This is a genomic window from Bradyrhizobium cosmicum (genome assembly GCF_032290525.1).
Taxonomy (GTDB): domain Bacteria; phylum Pseudomonadota; class Alphaproteobacteria; order Rhizobiales; family Xanthobacteraceae; genus Bradyrhizobium; species Bradyrhizobium cosmicum_A.
Genome location: NZ_JASXTA010000001.1, coordinates 55219 through 70989, shown reverse-complemented (window position 1 = coordinate 70989; position 15771 = coordinate 55219). Strand labels below are relative to the sequence as shown.

At 61.6% G+C, this 15771-nt stretch carries 13 protein-coding genes; 10 read left to right on the top strand and 3 right to left on the bottom strand.

The features are described from left to right. Positions 1-200 precede the first annotated feature (200 nt). Together QSV46_RS00300 and QSV46_RS00295 are read right to left on the bottom strand one after the other, a co-directional pair. Complete coding sequence (locus QSV46_RS00300) at positions 201-2666, bottom strand: patatin-like phospholipase family protein (RefSeq protein ID WP_314944766.1); 2466 nt, start codon at positions 2664-2666, stop codon at positions 201-203. 25 nt (positions 2667-2691) lie between these two features. After that, positions 2692-3546, bottom strand: a complete 855-nt coding sequence (locus tag QSV46_RS00295; protein ID WP_314944763.1) for a hypothetical protein — start codon at positions 3544-3546, stop codon at positions 2692-2694. A 532-nt stretch (positions 3547-4078) separates the two neighbouring features. Here QSV46_RS00295 and QSV46_RS00290 point away from each other — a divergent pair. Beyond that, positions 4079-4522 carry an SRPBCC family protein gene (locus QSV46_RS00290; RefSeq protein WP_314944761.1) on the top strand — a complete coding sequence of 148 codons (444 nt, stop codon included), beginning with the start codon at positions 4079-4081 and terminating at the stop codon, positions 4520-4522. A gap of 118 nt (positions 4523-4640) precedes the next feature. On the opposite strand, the gene QSV46_RS00285 is transcribed toward QSV46_RS00290, so the two are convergent. Beyond that, positions 4641-5969 carry an Hsp70 family protein gene (locus QSV46_RS00285; protein WP_314944758.1) on the bottom strand — a complete coding sequence of 443 codons (1329 nt, stop codon included), beginning with the start codon at positions 5967-5969 and terminating at the stop codon, positions 4641-4643. Positions 5970-6258: 289 nt separating this feature from the next. Between QSV46_RS00285 and QSV46_RS00280 the strand changes: the two genes are divergently transcribed. From QSV46_RS00280 to QSV46_RS00240, 9 genes are all read left to right on the top strand, one after another. Then, on the top strand, positions 6259-6396 hold the full coding sequence (locus QSV46_RS00280; protein ID WP_314944756.1) for a hypothetical protein: 138 nt from the start codon (positions 6259-6261) through the stop codon (positions 6394-6396). 354 nt (positions 6397-6750) lie between these two features. Beyond that, positions 6751-7752 (top strand): Bug family tripartite tricarboxylate transporter substrate binding protein, encoded by a 1002-nt coding sequence (locus tag QSV46_RS00275; protein WP_314944754.1) that lies wholly within the window; start codon positions 6751-6753, stop codon positions 7750-7752. Between the two features lie 102 nt (positions 7753-7854). After that, positions 7855-8352, top strand: a complete 498-nt coding sequence (locus QSV46_RS00270; RefSeq protein WP_314944752.1) for a tripartite tricarboxylate transporter TctB family protein — start codon at positions 7855-7857, stop codon at positions 8350-8352. A gap of 42 nt (positions 8353-8394) precedes the next feature. Beyond that, positions 8395-9894: a tripartite tricarboxylate transporter permease gene (locus tag QSV46_RS00265; protein ID WP_314944750.1), complete on the top strand. Its 1500-nt coding sequence runs from the start codon at positions 8395-8397 to the stop codon at positions 9892-9894. Between the two features lie 417 nt (positions 9895-10311). After that, entirely contained in the window at positions 10312-11604 is a 1293-nt protein-coding gene (gene oxlT, locus QSV46_RS00260) for an oxalate/formate MFS antiporter (RefSeq protein ID WP_314944747.1), read from the top strand. Between the two features lie 261 nt (positions 11605-11865). Beyond that, the gene (gene oxlT / locus QSV46_RS00255; protein WP_314944744.1) at positions 11866-13200 is read left to right on the top strand and encodes an oxalate/formate MFS antiporter; all 1335 of its coding nucleotides are present in this window, start codon (positions 11866-11868) and stop codon (positions 13198-13200) included. 178 nt (positions 13201-13378) lie between these two features. Next, on the top strand, positions 13379-13804 hold the full coding sequence (locus tag QSV46_RS00250; RefSeq protein WP_314944741.1) for a CBS domain-containing protein: 426 nt from the start codon (positions 13379-13381) through the stop codon (positions 13802-13804). Positions 13805-13904: 100 nt separating this feature from the next. Then, positions 13905-14924, top strand: coding sequence for a 2-dehydropantoate 2-reductase (locus QSV46_RS00245; protein WP_314944738.1), 1020 nt, complete (start codon positions 13905-13907; stop codon positions 14922-14924). Between the two features lie 11 nt (positions 14925-14935). Beyond that, on the top strand, positions 14936-15709 hold the full coding sequence (locus tag QSV46_RS00240) for a fumarylacetoacetate hydrolase family protein (protein ID WP_314944736.1): 774 nt from the start codon (positions 14936-14938) through the stop codon (positions 15707-15709). Positions 15710-15771: the final 62 nt, after the last annotated feature.

The window sequence follows — 15771 nt, the reverse complement described above, 5'->3', positions numbered from 1 at the left end:
AGCGCTCACCTCGGATCTCGGTGCGAATGATCGCAATCGGTGCCGAGGCCATTTGATCAATTGAGTTTATCGCGATCAGAGAAGCATTTCGTCACGAACAACGTCCTGATTCACCACGCCTCCACTGAACTCGTGGCGAAAGCATATCCGATCAAGCTGCGTGGGAACATCAACGTCACAGATCCGGTCTGCTCGTTGGACTACCCGAGACAATACAGTTTATTCGGCAGATCAAGGCTGTCGATCATCGTTTTCGCGGCCTCATATCCGAGATAGCGATATGCATCGAATTGGTCAGGATCGAAGAATTGATCGACGGTCGACTCGTGCGGAAAGGCCGGGTTGGTGGCGAGATAGCCCGCCGTAGTAAAGTCGATCGTCTTAATCAGCGTCGACTTCAAATAGATAAGCACCCCCTTTTGCCCCCCATCATATCGGATCTGCCCAACAATGAACGGGGCCTCCGCGTAGCGAACTCCGCTCGGGTAGCCCTTCGAAGGTTCCATCATGAGGCTTTCAGGTCCCCGCCCCTTGAAAAAGGTGAGCGTGGCCTTGAAGTCCTGTTCGATGCGGCGAGCCGCAGACACCAGGGAGGCCAGGCTGATGCTCGGGTCAGCCTCTCCATCGACGATTAGGATAACCGGAAGCTTTCTCCGGACGAGTTCGTACAATCCAAGGTTTTCGAAATGCCCCCCGTCCGTCAATTCAAGAAATCGACTTTGGTGAGTGTGCCTCCTCGAGAGGACGCCCGAGACAAGGCCAGGATAAAAGAAGGTTGGAATGAGACTGAACGGCCCAATCCTCTGACGACCGGGATTTGGCACCCATAGTCCCAGTCGAATGTTCAAAAGCGACATTACAGCGGCCACTAGGGGATTCATCGTTATTCCAGTGCCAATATAACCTGCACTAGCGGTAGCTGCCGCTCCGGACGCAGCCACAGACGACGCCAAGGTGAGCGGGCCCTTCTGAGAGATGTAAGCATCGGTGTCCTGCCATAGCGTGGCTGAGCTGCCCACGAAGAGGGGCGAGATGACGAAGTTGTCGCCTCCACGGACCGCGTATTTGTGCTGCCGATCGTTTAACAGGATCAGGTTTGTGTTGATCAGCGGATACGGAACCGGACGTAACTTGCCGTCGGCTTTGAGAGCTGAGACTAGAAGATTGTCCGCCAAGGGGGAGCTAAGGCTGGTCGAAGTGCAGACGGCCTCGTCGGTCGGCATGAACGCTTCCATCAGACGATCTCTGTAGAAGCGATGAAGGCCCACGTAGTTTATATTAGCGTAGAATCCGAGCACCAACGCAACGAGCAACAGCGCTTGCAAGAGCGGGGGCACATAATTGAAATCGCCTGTGGCAACTCCTCCCTCCAATACGATCGCCAGGAAGTAAGCGATCATAAGCGTGGCATAGAGGTAAAGCGCCGATCCAACCGTGGCCGCAATCTGGGCGGCCATGCTCGGGATGATGTTTCGTATGAACGTGTAATATCCGTATAGTGCGGAGGCGATACCACTCAACAAGCCAAACGTGCCCGCTGCAGTGATCTTGGAGCCCTGCAATTGCCCGGAGAGCCAATGAGGAACCAGAGGAACGAGGGCGAACGCCAAGAGAGCTAGGGAGGGTACAAGTGTTGCTCCAAGAACTATTTCAAGTGACCGACGGAGCCAGTAGCTGGCATTCAGAGACCGCGGGGTAAGCAATTCGGCAAGCACGATAGCCAACGAAACCAGCGCAATCAGCACCGCAATTGCGACGGCCGGAATAATGCTATCGTCAAACGTATGAAATCTTCGACCAACATCCACAAGAAATGCTACAGACGCCAGCAGTACGATCGTGAATGTCGGAATGGTCCAACGCGCGCTGCTGCCCTGCGGCGCCCTGCTGACCAGAGCAAAAACGATCGCTGCTGTGCAGAACAGGCCGATCATTCCGAAGTAAAGCCAGAGGGCGATCGCATAGATCGCCCTATACTGGAATGCGCGCTCCTCCACCGTGCCCAAACTGTCCCACCGCGAGGGCACGAGCGGCCCGAGAGGAGAGACCATCCTGGGGACCCAGCCTTCGACCGTTTCGTTCAGATAGTGCAAAAAGACAAAACAGGCCGTCAGGACTAGCAGCCAGGTAAACAGACTAATGACGATGGTCCGAAGCAGCACCGTGACCATCGACCAGCTCGTCAGCCCATTACCAGGGATCAGATAAGAGCTGTGTGAACGGAGGAACGCAAGATTGCGTCTCCCCTGAAGCAACGACTGTCCCGTTTCGGGTCCCACAGCAATTCGCGCCGGGCCATACGGGAAGTCTCTTGGTCCTAATCCAAACTCGATAGACGGTTTCTTGCTGTCGTCTCGTGGTCCGTGGTGCCACCACCATTGTAGAGCGCCGGCGACATATCCACCGCCCGAGACGCTGGAAATGTAGTCGAACCGTTTCAACAAATCCTTTTCAGCCAATGCTTGCAGCACTCCGAGCGAAAGCGACGCCGAGCGAATTCCGCCGCCCGAAAGCCCAATGCCAGCCCAGGGGATATGTTCTGCGGTCCGCTCATCAACGCCAAGACGCTCCGCCCGTGTGGCTTGGATCTCGCCGCGTTCAATCGCTAAATATGTTGCCTCATCGACGGTCGGATTGCGGGCCTTCTGCTCAGCCGGGTCTCTCAAGATTCCGTCCCCCATTTCGCAACATTCAGCGAGCCAATTCCCACTCGACCTCGTCCGATCTCACGTAGTAACGCTCGTCCCTTTGCAGGCCTTCCAGATCATTGATCCTGAGGAATACTGCGCCTGGGGGAATTGCCAATGTGAAACGCAGGCAACTCGGCAGGCCGGCCTTGACACGATAGGCCTGCATCTCGACGCGCCTGTTGTCGAAGCGACCTGGCGTAGCCGCAACCGCACGGTTCAGGCTGAAGTAAGACTCAAGTTCGGTGTTCGACAGTCCACGCACGACGGCAGCGTCGAAGGAGAATTGCATCCGGTTGCTCCGTCTCGAGCGTGCATCGCGAAGAGCGGAATCTGTCTTCTTGCAGCTGCCATAACTCCGCGCGCCATTGTAGCGAAATCCGGCATACTTGTAGTGAAACGAGTCGAGTGCAGACTGATCAGGAACGCTCAGTCCGCGATCGTGATAATCGTCATATGATTTGGCGGATACCTTTGTCGACATCGATGGCGGCACCACGCATTCTGCCGGGTCGGCATTTTCAGTATTTCGTTTGAGCTCGAGTGGCTGCTCTGGCGGGTCGCTTGGGGACCGCAGGCGACCTGATTTCAATATGGCCACTCCGGATCTGCTCTGACTGATCTTTTCTTGGATCACATAGGCGAAGTCGAACGTCTGATTGGCAAGTTGGCCTAGCCCAGAGGTGAACTCGGACCATTCTCGGGCTCCGGGCGGACGATAGAGGAGTTGCCCGTCGCGCAAGGAGAGCGGATCCCTGTTTAGGAAAGCGCAATCGCCGGCCGGGGCTATCGTGGGCCCGACGACCATGAGCACGAAAAATGCGACTGGACACAGAAGGCGGCGCGAGTTCAAACGCATATGATCTCTCCTTCTTGGCAAGCGCGATCAGCAACTGTCTCGTGCAGCGCCCTTCTCCCGGCGGGAGCGCCCACGGCACAATCAAGTCCAGGCAGGAACGAAGAATGCTGGAATTGGCGACTCGTCGCTCGTCGGCGAACCGATCAGCTTATGTGAAACCTTGCTGCCACGAACTCGTGGCGGCACGTCTCAAACTCTCATCTCGAAAACAATTTCAGCAATACTGCAATCGACCGAATCGCAATCGGATTGCCCGCCATGGAAACCGACTAAAAGCTACCATAAGTTGATTGCCGGTCAAGGACTCGTACGACCGGGCGGTCGCGATGACGCCCGCGGGATCGGGCGGAGGCCTGACTGACCAAAGCTGTGGTGCCGAGCGGGGTCCGGCGTGTAACGATCCATTGCACTCCTCCCGAACAGCAAAAAATTCAAGAGCGCATGTCGGATCGGCAGCTTCCCGGTCGTCCTCGTGACATGAATGGGCCATACACGCCAAGGTCGGCCCATCGGTTCAAGAGGATGAAGGAACATGCCCAGCACTATCCGCCTGCACCGCGTTCTCGCCACCAGCCCGGAGAAGGTCTATCGCGCCTTCCTGGAGGCTGACGCGATGGCGAAATGGCTGCCGCCGAACGGCTTTACCTGCACCGTGCATCACCTCGAGCCCAAGGTCGGGGGCACGTTCAAGATGTCGTTCCGGAATTTCACGACGGGCAACAGCCATTCGTTTGGCGGGGAATATCTCGAGCTCGTGCCCGGCGAACGCCTGCGCTACACCGACAAGTTCGACGACCCCAATCTTCCCGGCGAGATCCAGGTGATCGTGATCCTGAAGAAAGTCTCGGTCGGCACCGAAGTCGATATCACGCAGGCCGGCATCCCCGACGTCATCCCGCCGGAAGCCTGCTATCTCGGCTGGCAGGAATCCCTGCGCAACCTGGCACGGCTCGTGGAGCCCGAGATCAACCAGTAGCGCCACAGCAGAATAGCCTTCGCCTGAATCGAGGCGGACCCTAGCAGGGTTCGTCATTGCGAGCGCAGCGAAGCAATTGCGCTCGCAATGACGGCTGTTGCTGCGCGATCATCGCGCCCTACGCGCCCTTCGGCGCGATCCCGCCGTCAGCGGTCCAGCGGTCTGGGTCGGGACTGTGTCCGATCAGCGCGAGGCCGTAGGCGATCGACTCGAACTGGTCGCCCGACATCAGCCGTTCATTGCCGAACCGATCGGCGAACAATTTTCGGACGGCGGGCACGAACGAGGTGCCGCCGGTCAGGAACACCTTTTCCACTTCGCGCGCGGTGACGCCGGCTTCGCCCAGCACCTTGTCGACGGTGGCCCCCAACCGGGCGATGTCGTCGGCAATCCAGGATTCGAAATTCTTTCGCGTGATGGTCGAGCCGATGTCGACTCCTCCGCCCTTGAAGCGGAAGTCCACCTGATCCTGCGCCGACAGCGCGACCTTGGCGTCGGACACCGCGCGGTACAGCGAGAAGCCGAGGTCGAGATCGACGACGGTGATGAAATCCTCAAGCAGCTCCGGTTTCAGCGCGCTGCGCGCAAGCTCCCGAAGCTCGCGCAGATCGCCGTTGCTCTTCATCATCGCGAGCTGATGCCAGCGTGCGAGGTTGGTGTAGTGGCCGGTGGGGACCGGCAGCACCTTGTCGAACGAGCGGAAGCTCGAGCCCTTGCCGAGCCGCGGCGAGACGACGTGGTCGACGATGCGATAATCGAACGTGTCGCCGGCAATGCCGATGCCGGCGTGGCCGAGCGGCTCGGCGCGCAAGGCACCTCCCGCGCGCGAGAAACGCATCACCGAGAAATCGCTGGTGCCGCCGCCGAAATCCGCAACCAGCACGGTGGCATCGCGTTCGAGCCTTCGGGCGAAGGAGAACGCCGCGCCGACGGGCTCGTAGACATAGCGCGCGTGGCCGGCGCCGAGACGTTCGAACGCGGTCCGGTAGCGCTGCATCGCCAGCGCCTCGTCGGGATTGCCGCCGGCAAAGCGCACGGGACGGCCGACCGTGATGGTCGACGTCTCGAAGCCGAATTTTTCCCCGCCATGGCGCGCCAGCGTCCGCAGGAACGCCGCCAGGATGTCCTCGAACTTATAGCGCTGCCGGAACACCTGGGTGGTGTTGAAGCTGCTGCTCGCCGCAAAGGTCTTGAACGACTGGAGGAAGCGATAGACGTGGCGTCCTTCGAGGAACTGCTCGATTGCCCACGGGCCACCCTCGGCCTGGGCGCCGGCTCCCGGCCGGTCCTCCCAGAAGCACAGGGCGGACACGTAAACGCTGTGGCGCTGGCCGCCATGGTCGAAGCGGATGGCCTCGACCCGGCGGTCGTCCGCCGCAAGGGCGACGACCGTGTTGCTGGTCCCAAAATCGATGCCGATCGAGACGGCGGGCGAGGCGCTCGACATGAACCACTCTGACAGATGATTGGAAGGGGGCAGACCACTAACGGCTTTGTAAGGGCCTGCCAAGACCCGGATTCCCCGTGATTCCGTCCAAATTCGCGCCAATGGGCCGTTTCGGGGGCCAGCTTTGCCATTTCGAGCCCGGAGCGGTCCCTTTAACGCATCATTATGCTGCAATGCGGGATCGCGTATGCTGCTATGCAATGACATGCATAGACAGTGGCATCTGGTATACATAGATTGCCTTTCGAAATGAGGCAGCAATGCTGACCGTCTCAAGAAAGGAATTCCGATGTCCAAGACCGCTTCCGTCGCTCTCGCCCCCTCCGCCTCGCTGTTCAGCCGCTTCATGGCCGCGGTCGACCGCTTCCTGATGGCGAGCGCCGAGATCTCGACCCACAACGGCGACCTGCCGCGTTTCGGCCTCTAAGAAGTATCTGCCCGCGCAGCCGAAACGGCGCGCCGGTCGGCACATCCTCATAGACGCTTCGTTTGATTAAATGGCCTCGCACCGCGGGGCCATTTTCATTTTGAGTCTTCGCCTCGCTCGCGAACACAACTGCGACGTTTGGTCCCCGACCTAACCCGTTGGTCCAATTGTCTGTCTGTTGGCATCTCGCATACCATCGGGGAACCAAGAACAATTGCACAACCAACACGTGCAGGACGGGGACTGCAATGGGAGATCGACCGCAAAAGGTCGACCACAGGGCGTGTGAATTGAGATGGGCTGACGCAAGCCGACAAAGAGCGGCTGCGTTCGAGGTTCGACAGGGAGAGAAACATGAAGCCATTCGTTCTGAATGTCGCTTTGGCGGCAATTGCGATGTCTTGCGCCAACAGCACTGCAAGTCTTGCGGCCTGGGAGCCGGTCCGTCCGGTCGAGTTCATCGTACCCGCCGGCACCGGCGGTGGCGCCGACCAGATGGCACGCACCATCCAGGGCATCGTCACCAAGCACAATCTCATGAAGCAGCCGCTGGTCGTCATCAACAAGGCCGGCGGCGCAGGCGGCGAAGGCTTCCTCGACGTAAAGACGTCGTCAGGCAATCCTCACAAGATCATCATCACGCTGTCGAACCTGTTCACGACACCGCTGGCAACGGGGATTCCGTTCAACTGGAAGGACCTGACGCCGGTCGCAATGCTGGCGCTCGACGAGTTCGTGCTCTGGGTGAACGCCGAGAAGCCGTACAACAGCGTCAAGGACTACGTCGACGCCACGAAAAAGGCCCCGAGCGGCTCGCTCAAGATGGGCGGCACCGGCTCGAAGCAGGAAGACCAGATCATTACGGTCGGCATCGAGAAGGCGATCGACGCGAAGTTCACCTACATCCCCTACAAAGGCGGCGGCGAAGTCGCCGTTCAACTCGTCGGCAATCACGTCGATTCGACGGTCAACAATCCGATCGAGGCGGTCGCGCAATGGCGCGGCGGCAAGTTGCGCCCGCTCTGCGTATTCGACGCCCAGCCGATGGCTTATGACGAACCGATCGCCGACGGCAAGGCCTGGAAGGATATCCCGACCTGCAAGTCGCAGGGCCTCGCGATGGAATATCTGATGCTGCGCGGCATCTTCATGTCGCCGAAGGCCACGAAGGATCAGATCGACTACTACGTCGAGCTGTTCAAGAAGGTCCGCGCCACGCCGGAATGGCAGGACTTCATGAAGAGCGGCGCCTTCAATACGACCTTCCTGACTGGAGCCGACTACGCCAAGTGGGTCGAAGCGGAGGAGAAGCGGCACGAGGGCCTGATGAAGGAAGCCGGCTTCCTCGCGCAATGAAATTGATCCGGGAGCGGACCCGCGACAGCGATGCCGACTGAGGACGCCGGTCGTCCTCAATCGGCCCCCGACCGAAAAACTGCGACTCTGCCTGGAGGTCAAATGACGGAACAACCCGGATCCGAATCCGGCCCGGCGCACAAGACGGTGGAAATCGGCATGGCGCTGTTGATCGGCGCCTTCGGCCTGGTCGTGATCTTCGGCAGCATGAAGGCCGGAATCAACTGGGGCGCGGAGGGCCCCCGTGCCGGCTTCTTCCCCTTTTACGTCGGCGCCGCCATCGTCGGCGCAAGCGCCATCAATCTCTGGAGCGCGCATCGCGACGGCGACGGCCGGCTGTTCGCAGCATGGGGACAGCTTCGCCAGGTCATGAGCGTGGTCGTGCCCACCGCGATTTATGTCGGCGCGATGCCGTTCATCGGCCTCTACGTCGCCTCGATGATTTTCATCGCCTGGTTCATGCGCTGGCTCGGCGGCTATCGCTGGCTGACGGTCGTCGCGGTCGCGGTCGGCATGCCGATCGTGACCTATCTGGTTTTCGAACGCTGGTTCCTGGTTCCGCTTCCCAAGGGTCCGCTTGAGGAATGGCTCGGTCTTTAACAGCCGCGCATTTATTCAATTACTGCTGCAGGACGTATCGATATGGAAGAGTTGGCCAATTTGTTTCACGGCTTCGCGGTCGCCTTGCAGCCCTACAACATCATGCTGATGATCATCGGCATCACGCTCGGGGTCATCATCGGCGTGCTGCCGGGGCTGGGCGGCGCCAACGGCGTGGCGATCCTGCTTCCCCTGACCTTCAGCATGCCGCCGACATCCGCGATCATCATGCTGTCCTGCATCTATTGGGGCGCCCTGTTCGGCGGCGCCATCACCTCGATCCTGTTCAACATACCCGGCGAGCCCTGGTCCGTGGCGACCACCTTCGACGGCTATCCGATGGCGCAACAGGGCAAGCCCGGCGAAGCCCTGACCGCCGCCTTCACCTCCTCCTTCGTAGGCGCGCTGTTTGCGGTCATCATGATCACGCTGGTTGCGCCCCTGGTCGCAGGCTTCGCGCTGAGATTTGGGCCGGCGGAGAAGTTCGCGGTGTATTTCCTCGCCTTCTGCAGCTTCGTCGGCCTCAGCAAGGAGCCGCCGTTCAAGACCATTGCGGCGATGATGATGGGCTTTGCGCTCGCGGCGGTCGGACTGGATTCGATCACGGGACAGTTGCGGCTGACCTTCGGCGTCACCGAGCTGCTCAACGGATTCGACTTCCTGATCGCCGTGATCGGCCTGTTCGGCATCGGCGAGATCCTCCTGACCATGGAGGAAGGGCTGGCTTTCCGCGGCGGCAACGCGAGCATCAATCTTCGGGTCGTGCTTCAGACCTGGCGGGAGCTGCCCGCCTACTGGATGACCTCGCTGCGCTCCTGCCTGATCGGGTGCTGGATGGGCGTCACGCCCGCCGGCGCAACGCCGGCGTCCTTCATGAGCTACGGCATCGCCAAGCGGCTGTCGCGGCGCGGCAACAATTTCGGCAAGGGCGAGATCGAAGGCGTGATCGCGCCGGAAACCGCAGCACATGCTGCCGGCACCGCGGCGCTGCTCCCGATGCTGTCGCTTGGGGTGCCCGGCTCGCCGACGGCCGCCGTTCTGCTCGGCGGATTATTGATCTGGGGCCTCCAGCCCGGTCCGATGCTGTTCGTCGAGCAGAAGGAATTCGTCTGGGGCCTGATCGCGTCGATGTATCTCGGCAATCTTGCCGGCCTCATCGTCGTGCTCACCTGCGTGCCGATCTTCGCCGCGATCCTGCGTGTTCCGTTCGGCATCATCGCGCCGCTCATCCTGGTGCTCTGTGCGATCGGCGCCTACTCGGTGCACAACAGCACCTTCGACGTGATGCTGATGCTGGTGTTCGGCGTGCTCGGCTATCTTCTGAAGAAGTGCAACTACCCCCTCGCGCCGCTCGTGCTCGCCATCGTGCTCGGCGACAAGGCGGAGGAGGCCTTCCGCCAGTCGCTGCTGGGATCGCAGGGCTCGCTCGGCGTGTTCTTCTCCAACGGCCTCGTCAGCACGATCATGGCGCTCGGCCTGGTCGCCCTGTTCTGGTCGGCGATCCAGGAAGGCTACAGCCGGCTGCGCACGTCGATGGCGTGAAGCGCGTAAGCGGCGCAATCCCCGCCGCCGGCATCCCCCAAATTGCCGCAGACCGGACTTCTGGAATATAGAATTCCAAGGAATCGCGCGATCTTCCACCGACCGCGCGTCGGCGGTCGCAAACAGCGCAGGGCTGGAAATTCCCAAGCGCGCGGCCCTCTCGCAGCGTGCTTGCGGCGTCGCCGGCGTACGAAAAACATCCGTTAAATCAATAATTTGGGTGGGTGCAGGCGACCGTTGCCGCCGATACGCCGGCAGCGATTTGGGCTTTACAATCCCGCGCCCATGACGCATGTGAACAGGCCCGCGTTATTTCGCCGCACCTCCCCGTCCTTCGGTTGAATCTTGGCATAATGCATACCAGTATGCCCGCCAGCGCATGCATAAAAATGATCGGCGCGTTCGGGAGGGTTTTTAATGACGGACATGGTGCAGTCGGGAGCGGCCCCAGGTGTCGCACGTGTAAGCGATGCTTATCGCTGGGCGCAGTTGGCGGTGGGCGTCGCCGCAATGGTGATGATCGCCAATTATCAATACGGCTGGACGTTCTTCGTCCCCGACATCCAGAAAAAGTTCGGCTGGGATCGCGCGTCGATCCAGTGGGCCTTTACCCTCTTCGTCCTGTTCGAGACCTGGCTCGTGCCGGTCGAAGGCTGGTTCGTTGACAAATACGGTCCGCGCATCGTCGTGCTGGTCGGCGGCGTGCTCTGCGCAGTCGGCTGGGCGATCAACGCGCAGGCCACCACGCTCAACGGCTACTATCTCGGCATGATCATCGCGGGCATCGGCGCCGGTGGCGTCTACGGCACCTGCGTCGGCAATGCGTTGAAGTGGTTTCCGGATAAGCGCGGTCTTGCTGCGGGCATCACCGCCGCAGGTTTCGGCGCAGGCTCGGCGCTGACCGTCGCGCCGATCCAGGCCATGATCAAGGACAGTGGCTTCCAGACCACATTCCTTTATTTCGGCCTCGGACAAGGCATCATCATCTGCATCCTCGCCTTCTTCCTGCTGGCGCCGAAAGCAGGCCAAGTGCCGGTCGTGGTAGCGAACGCCGCGCTGGTGCAGACGCGCCGCAACTACCAGCCGACCGAGGTGCTGCGTCAGCCGATCTTCTGGCTGATGTACTTCATGTTCGTGATCGTCGGCGCCGGCGGCCTGATGGTGACGGCCAATTTGAAGCCAATCGCAGTTGACTGGAAGGTCGACAGCGTTCCGGTGACGCTGATGGCGGTGACGATGACCGCAGTGACCTTCGCGGCGACCATCGACCGCGTGCTCAACGGCCTGACGCGTCCGTTCTTCGGCTGGATCTCCGACATGATCGGCCGCGAGAACACGATGTTCATCGCCTTCGGCATGGAAGGCTTCGGCATCTGGATGCTCTATCTCTGGGGCCATGACCCGATCTGGTTCGTGCTGCTCTCGGGCTTCGTGTTCTTCGCCTGGGGCGAGATCTACTCGCTGTTCCCCTCGACCTGCACCGACACGTTCGGATCGAAGTTCGCGACCACCAATGCGGGCCTGCTCTACACCGCAAAGGGCACCGCCGCGCTGCTGGTCCCGATCGCCAACTACATGCAGCAATCGTCGGGCACCTGGGACAGCGTGTTCATCATCGCGGCCGGCGCCAACATCCTCGCCTCGGCGCTGGCGATCGGGGTGCTGAAACCCTGGCGCAAGATCGTGGTCGCGAAATCGACCGCCGCCTGACGCGCTCCACCACAACTGCCTCAAGCATGACGCCCGGCCTCACGGCCGGGCGTTTTCGTTTTGTGCGAAGTCTTTGCGACCTCCCATCGTCCGGATGGAACCGCAAATTCTGTGACGATCGGTCCGAGTTAGGGCTTGCCTTCTGGAATATCGTATACCAATCTCCGCGCCGCGCCTGCGACGATAAACCACAACATTTGCGACACTGGGTCACCTTGCAATCCCGGGCCGCGGCAAATCAGGCGCGTTGGGAGGTTCTCGATGATTTCCAGCACGGATGGCGCCGTCACGGCCGCGCCTCTTCGCACCGGCTTCCGCTGGCTCCAGCTCGGCATGGGCATCGTCTGCATGGCGATGATCGCCAATCTGCAATATGGCTGGACGCTGTTCGTCGATCCGATCGATGCCGCCCATCATTGGGGACGGGCCGCGATCCAGCTCGCCTTCACCGTCTTCGTCGTCACCGAGACCTGGCTGGTGCCGGTCGAGGCCTGGTTCGTCGACAAATACGGCCCGCGCATCGTCGTCATGTTCGGCGGCGTCATGATCGCGCTGTCCTGGGTGCTCAACTCCTATGCCGACAGCCTCACCCTGCTCTACACGGCGGCGATCATCGGCGGCATGGGCGCGGGCGCGGTTTATGGCACCTGCGTCGGCAACGCGCTGAAGTGGTTTCCGGATCGCCGCGGCCTCGCGGCCGGCGCGACCGCGGCCGGCTTCGGTGCGGGCGCGGCGCTCACCATCGTGCCGATCGCGACCATGATCGTATCGAGCGGCTACCAGCACGCGTTTCTCACCTTCGGCATCGGCCAGGGCCTGATCGTGTTCGTGCTCGCCTTCTTCATCCAGCCGCCGCGGATCTCGATCCCGCCGAAGAAGAAGCAGCTCAATTTGCCGCAGACCAAGATCGACTTCACCCCGCCGCAGGTGCTGCGCACCCCGGTTTTCTGGGTGATGTATCTCGTCTTCGTCATGGTCGCCTCCGGCGGCCTGATGACCGCGGCGCAGATCGCCCCGATCGCGCACGACTTCAAGATCGCCGACACGCCGGTCACGCTCGCCGGATTCCAGATGGCGGCACTGACTTTCGCGATCTCGCTCGACCGCATCTTCGACGGTTTCGGACGCCCCTTCTTCGGCTGGGTCTCCGACACGATCGGCCGCGAGCACACCATGTTCATCGCCTTCGGCACCGCCGCGGTGATGCTGCTGGCGCTCTCCGCCTATGGCCATGTCCCCGTCGTCTTCGTGCTCGCGACCGCGATCTATTTCGGCGTGTTCGGTGAGATCTACTCGCTGTTCCCCGCCACCTGCGGCGATACGTTCGGCTCGAAATTCGCGACCACCAACAACGGCATGCTCTACACCGCGAAGGGCACCGCATCCCTGCTCGTCCCGCTCGCGAGCGTGATTTCGACCGCCTATGGCTGGAAGGCCGTGTTCGTGGTCGCCGTAGCCCTGAACGCAACGGCGGCGCTGATGGCGCTGCTCGTGATCAAGCCGCTGCGCCGCTCCTTCATCCTCGGCAAGGAAGCCGAAAGCGCGAGCACCGCGACGGGCAGCGCCAAGACCAATGCAAGGACCGAGACGGCGTAGCGACCGCACGCCTTCCCGATCGATCAAAGGGGCGCAGCAACGCGCCCCTTTCTTTTTGGCGCGATGACAAACGTCAGCACTCCTGCCGCAAGATTTTTCGGATCAGCCAAATCGAGCGCTTGACGATTGGCATTATGTATACCACACTTCGGCAGCCATTTCACCCAAGGAGGTTGCAATGCTGGTCGGAGACATTCTGCGCAAGAAGACGCCGCGCGTTGTCACGGTGCGAATGAACGAAACAGTGGGTATCGCCGCCAAGCTGATGCGCGCCAACAATATCAGCGCGCTGGTGGTCAAGGACGTGGTCCGCTCGGAAGGCAACACCGCGGTCGGCATGTTCACCGAGCGCGACGTGGTGCGCGCCGTCGCCGAGCATGGGGCGAACGCCGTCAACGTGAAGGTCTCGCAGCTCGTCTCGGTGCAGCAACTTGTCTCGTGCAGCTCGAACGATACGATCGAGCACGTCCGGCACCTGATGAACCGCAATCACATCCGGCACCTGCCGGTGATCGACGATTACAGCCTCGTCTCGGTCATCAGCATGCGCGACATCGCCGCTGCCGTCGACGAAGCGCTCAACGGCACGCCGCAAGCAGCCTAAAGGCGTCACACTTCCCCTGCGACTGCCGGCCCCGGCTCGGATGCTTCCGAGCCGGACCGGATCTTTCGTCCCAAATCCGGTCTCTGCTCGCGAGGATTTCATGAAGATCTGCATCTATGGCGCCGGCGCGATCGGCGGATATCTCGGGGTTCAGCTCGCACGCGCGGGCGCCGATGTCGGCCTGATCGCACGCGGTGCCCACCTTGCCGCGATGCGCGAGCGCGGCCTGACGCTGCTCGCGGGCGAGGAGAAGCACACCGTGCATCCGCGCTGCACCGACGATCCCGCCGAGCTCGGCGTGCAGGACTACATCATCATCACGCTGAAGGCGCATTCGATCACCGGCGTGATCGAGAAGATGCAGCCGCTCCTGGGCCCGCACACCCGCATCGTCACCGCCGTCAACGGCATCCCCTATTGGTACTTCTACAAACACGGCGGACAATTCGAGAATTCGACGCTGGAGAGCATCGACCCCGGCGGACGGCAGTGGCGCGAGATCGGCGCCGAGCGCGCCATCGGCTGCATCGTCTATCCCGCCACCGAGATCGAGGCGCCCGGCGTGATCCGCCACGTCTACGGCAACAATTTTCCGCTCGGCGAGCCCTCCGGCGAAATCACCTCGGACGTAGCGCGCCTCGCCGATCTCTTCGTCGCGGCGGGCCTGAAAGCGCCGGTGCTCGACCGCATTCGCGACGAGATCTGGCTCAAGCTGTGGGGCAATGTCTGCTTCAACCCGATCAGCGCGCTGACCCATGCGACGCTCGACGTGATCTGCACCGATCCGTCCACGCGTGCGCTGTCACGCGCGATCATGGTCGAGACGCAGGCGATCGCCGAGACGTTCGGGGTCAAGTTCCGCGTCGATGTCGAGCGTCGCATCGAGGGCGCCCGCAAGGTCGGTGCGCACAAGACCTCGATGCTCCAGGATCTCGAGCGCGGCCGTCCGATGGAGATCGACCCGCTCGTCACCGTCGTGCAGGAGATGGGCCGTCTCACCGGCATCGCCACACCCGCGCTCGATTCGGTGCTGGCGATGGTGACCCAGCGCGCCCGTATCGCCGGCCTCTATGACGGCGTCTCCGCGCCGGCGCTTCCCCACGCACTGGCGGTGGCGTGATGGCGGGCGAGATGAAACAGTGGCTGCGCTTCCGCCATGGCGGTGCGACCGGATTCGGCACGCTGACCTCATCGGGCATCAGCGTGCATGAAGGCGAGATGTTCGGCCGCCATGCGGCCACCGGCAAGACGCTGGCGCTGTCGGAGGTCGAGCTGCTCGCACCCTGCGCGCCCAGCAAGATCGTCGCGCTCTGGAATAATTTTCACGCGCTCGCCGCCAAGCTGAACCAGCCCGAGCCGCCGGAGCCGCTCTATTTGCTGAAGGCCACCACCAGCATCACGACATCAGGCGCCGTGATCCGCCGCCCCTCTTATTACGACGGCAAGACCACCTACGAGGGCGAGCTCGGCATCGTCATCGGCAAGACCTGCGCCCGCGTCTCGCCGGCGGAGGCCGACGGCTTCATCTTCGGCTACACCTGCGTCAACGACATCACCGCCAACGACATCCTGACCGGCGATCCCACCTTTCCTCAATGGGCCCGCGCCAAGGGCATCGATGATTACGGTCCGTTCGGTCCTGTGATCGCGACCGGCCTCGATCCGGCCAAGCTGGTGGTCCGCACCATCCTCAACGGCGCGGAGCGGCAGAACTATCCGATCGCGGACATGATCTTCAGCGCGCAGGAATTGGTCAGCAAGATCTCGCACGACATGACCCTGCTCCCCGGCGACCTCATCGCGGTCGGCACCTCGGTCGGCGTCGGCGTGATGAAGGAGCCGGTGAACATTGTGACCGTCGCGATCGACGGCATCGGTGAGCTCACCAACGAGTTTCGGCTGTAGCTCTCGCCGTCATTCCGGGGCGCGACGAAGTCGCGAGCTATGATGCGCAATTGCGCATCTGA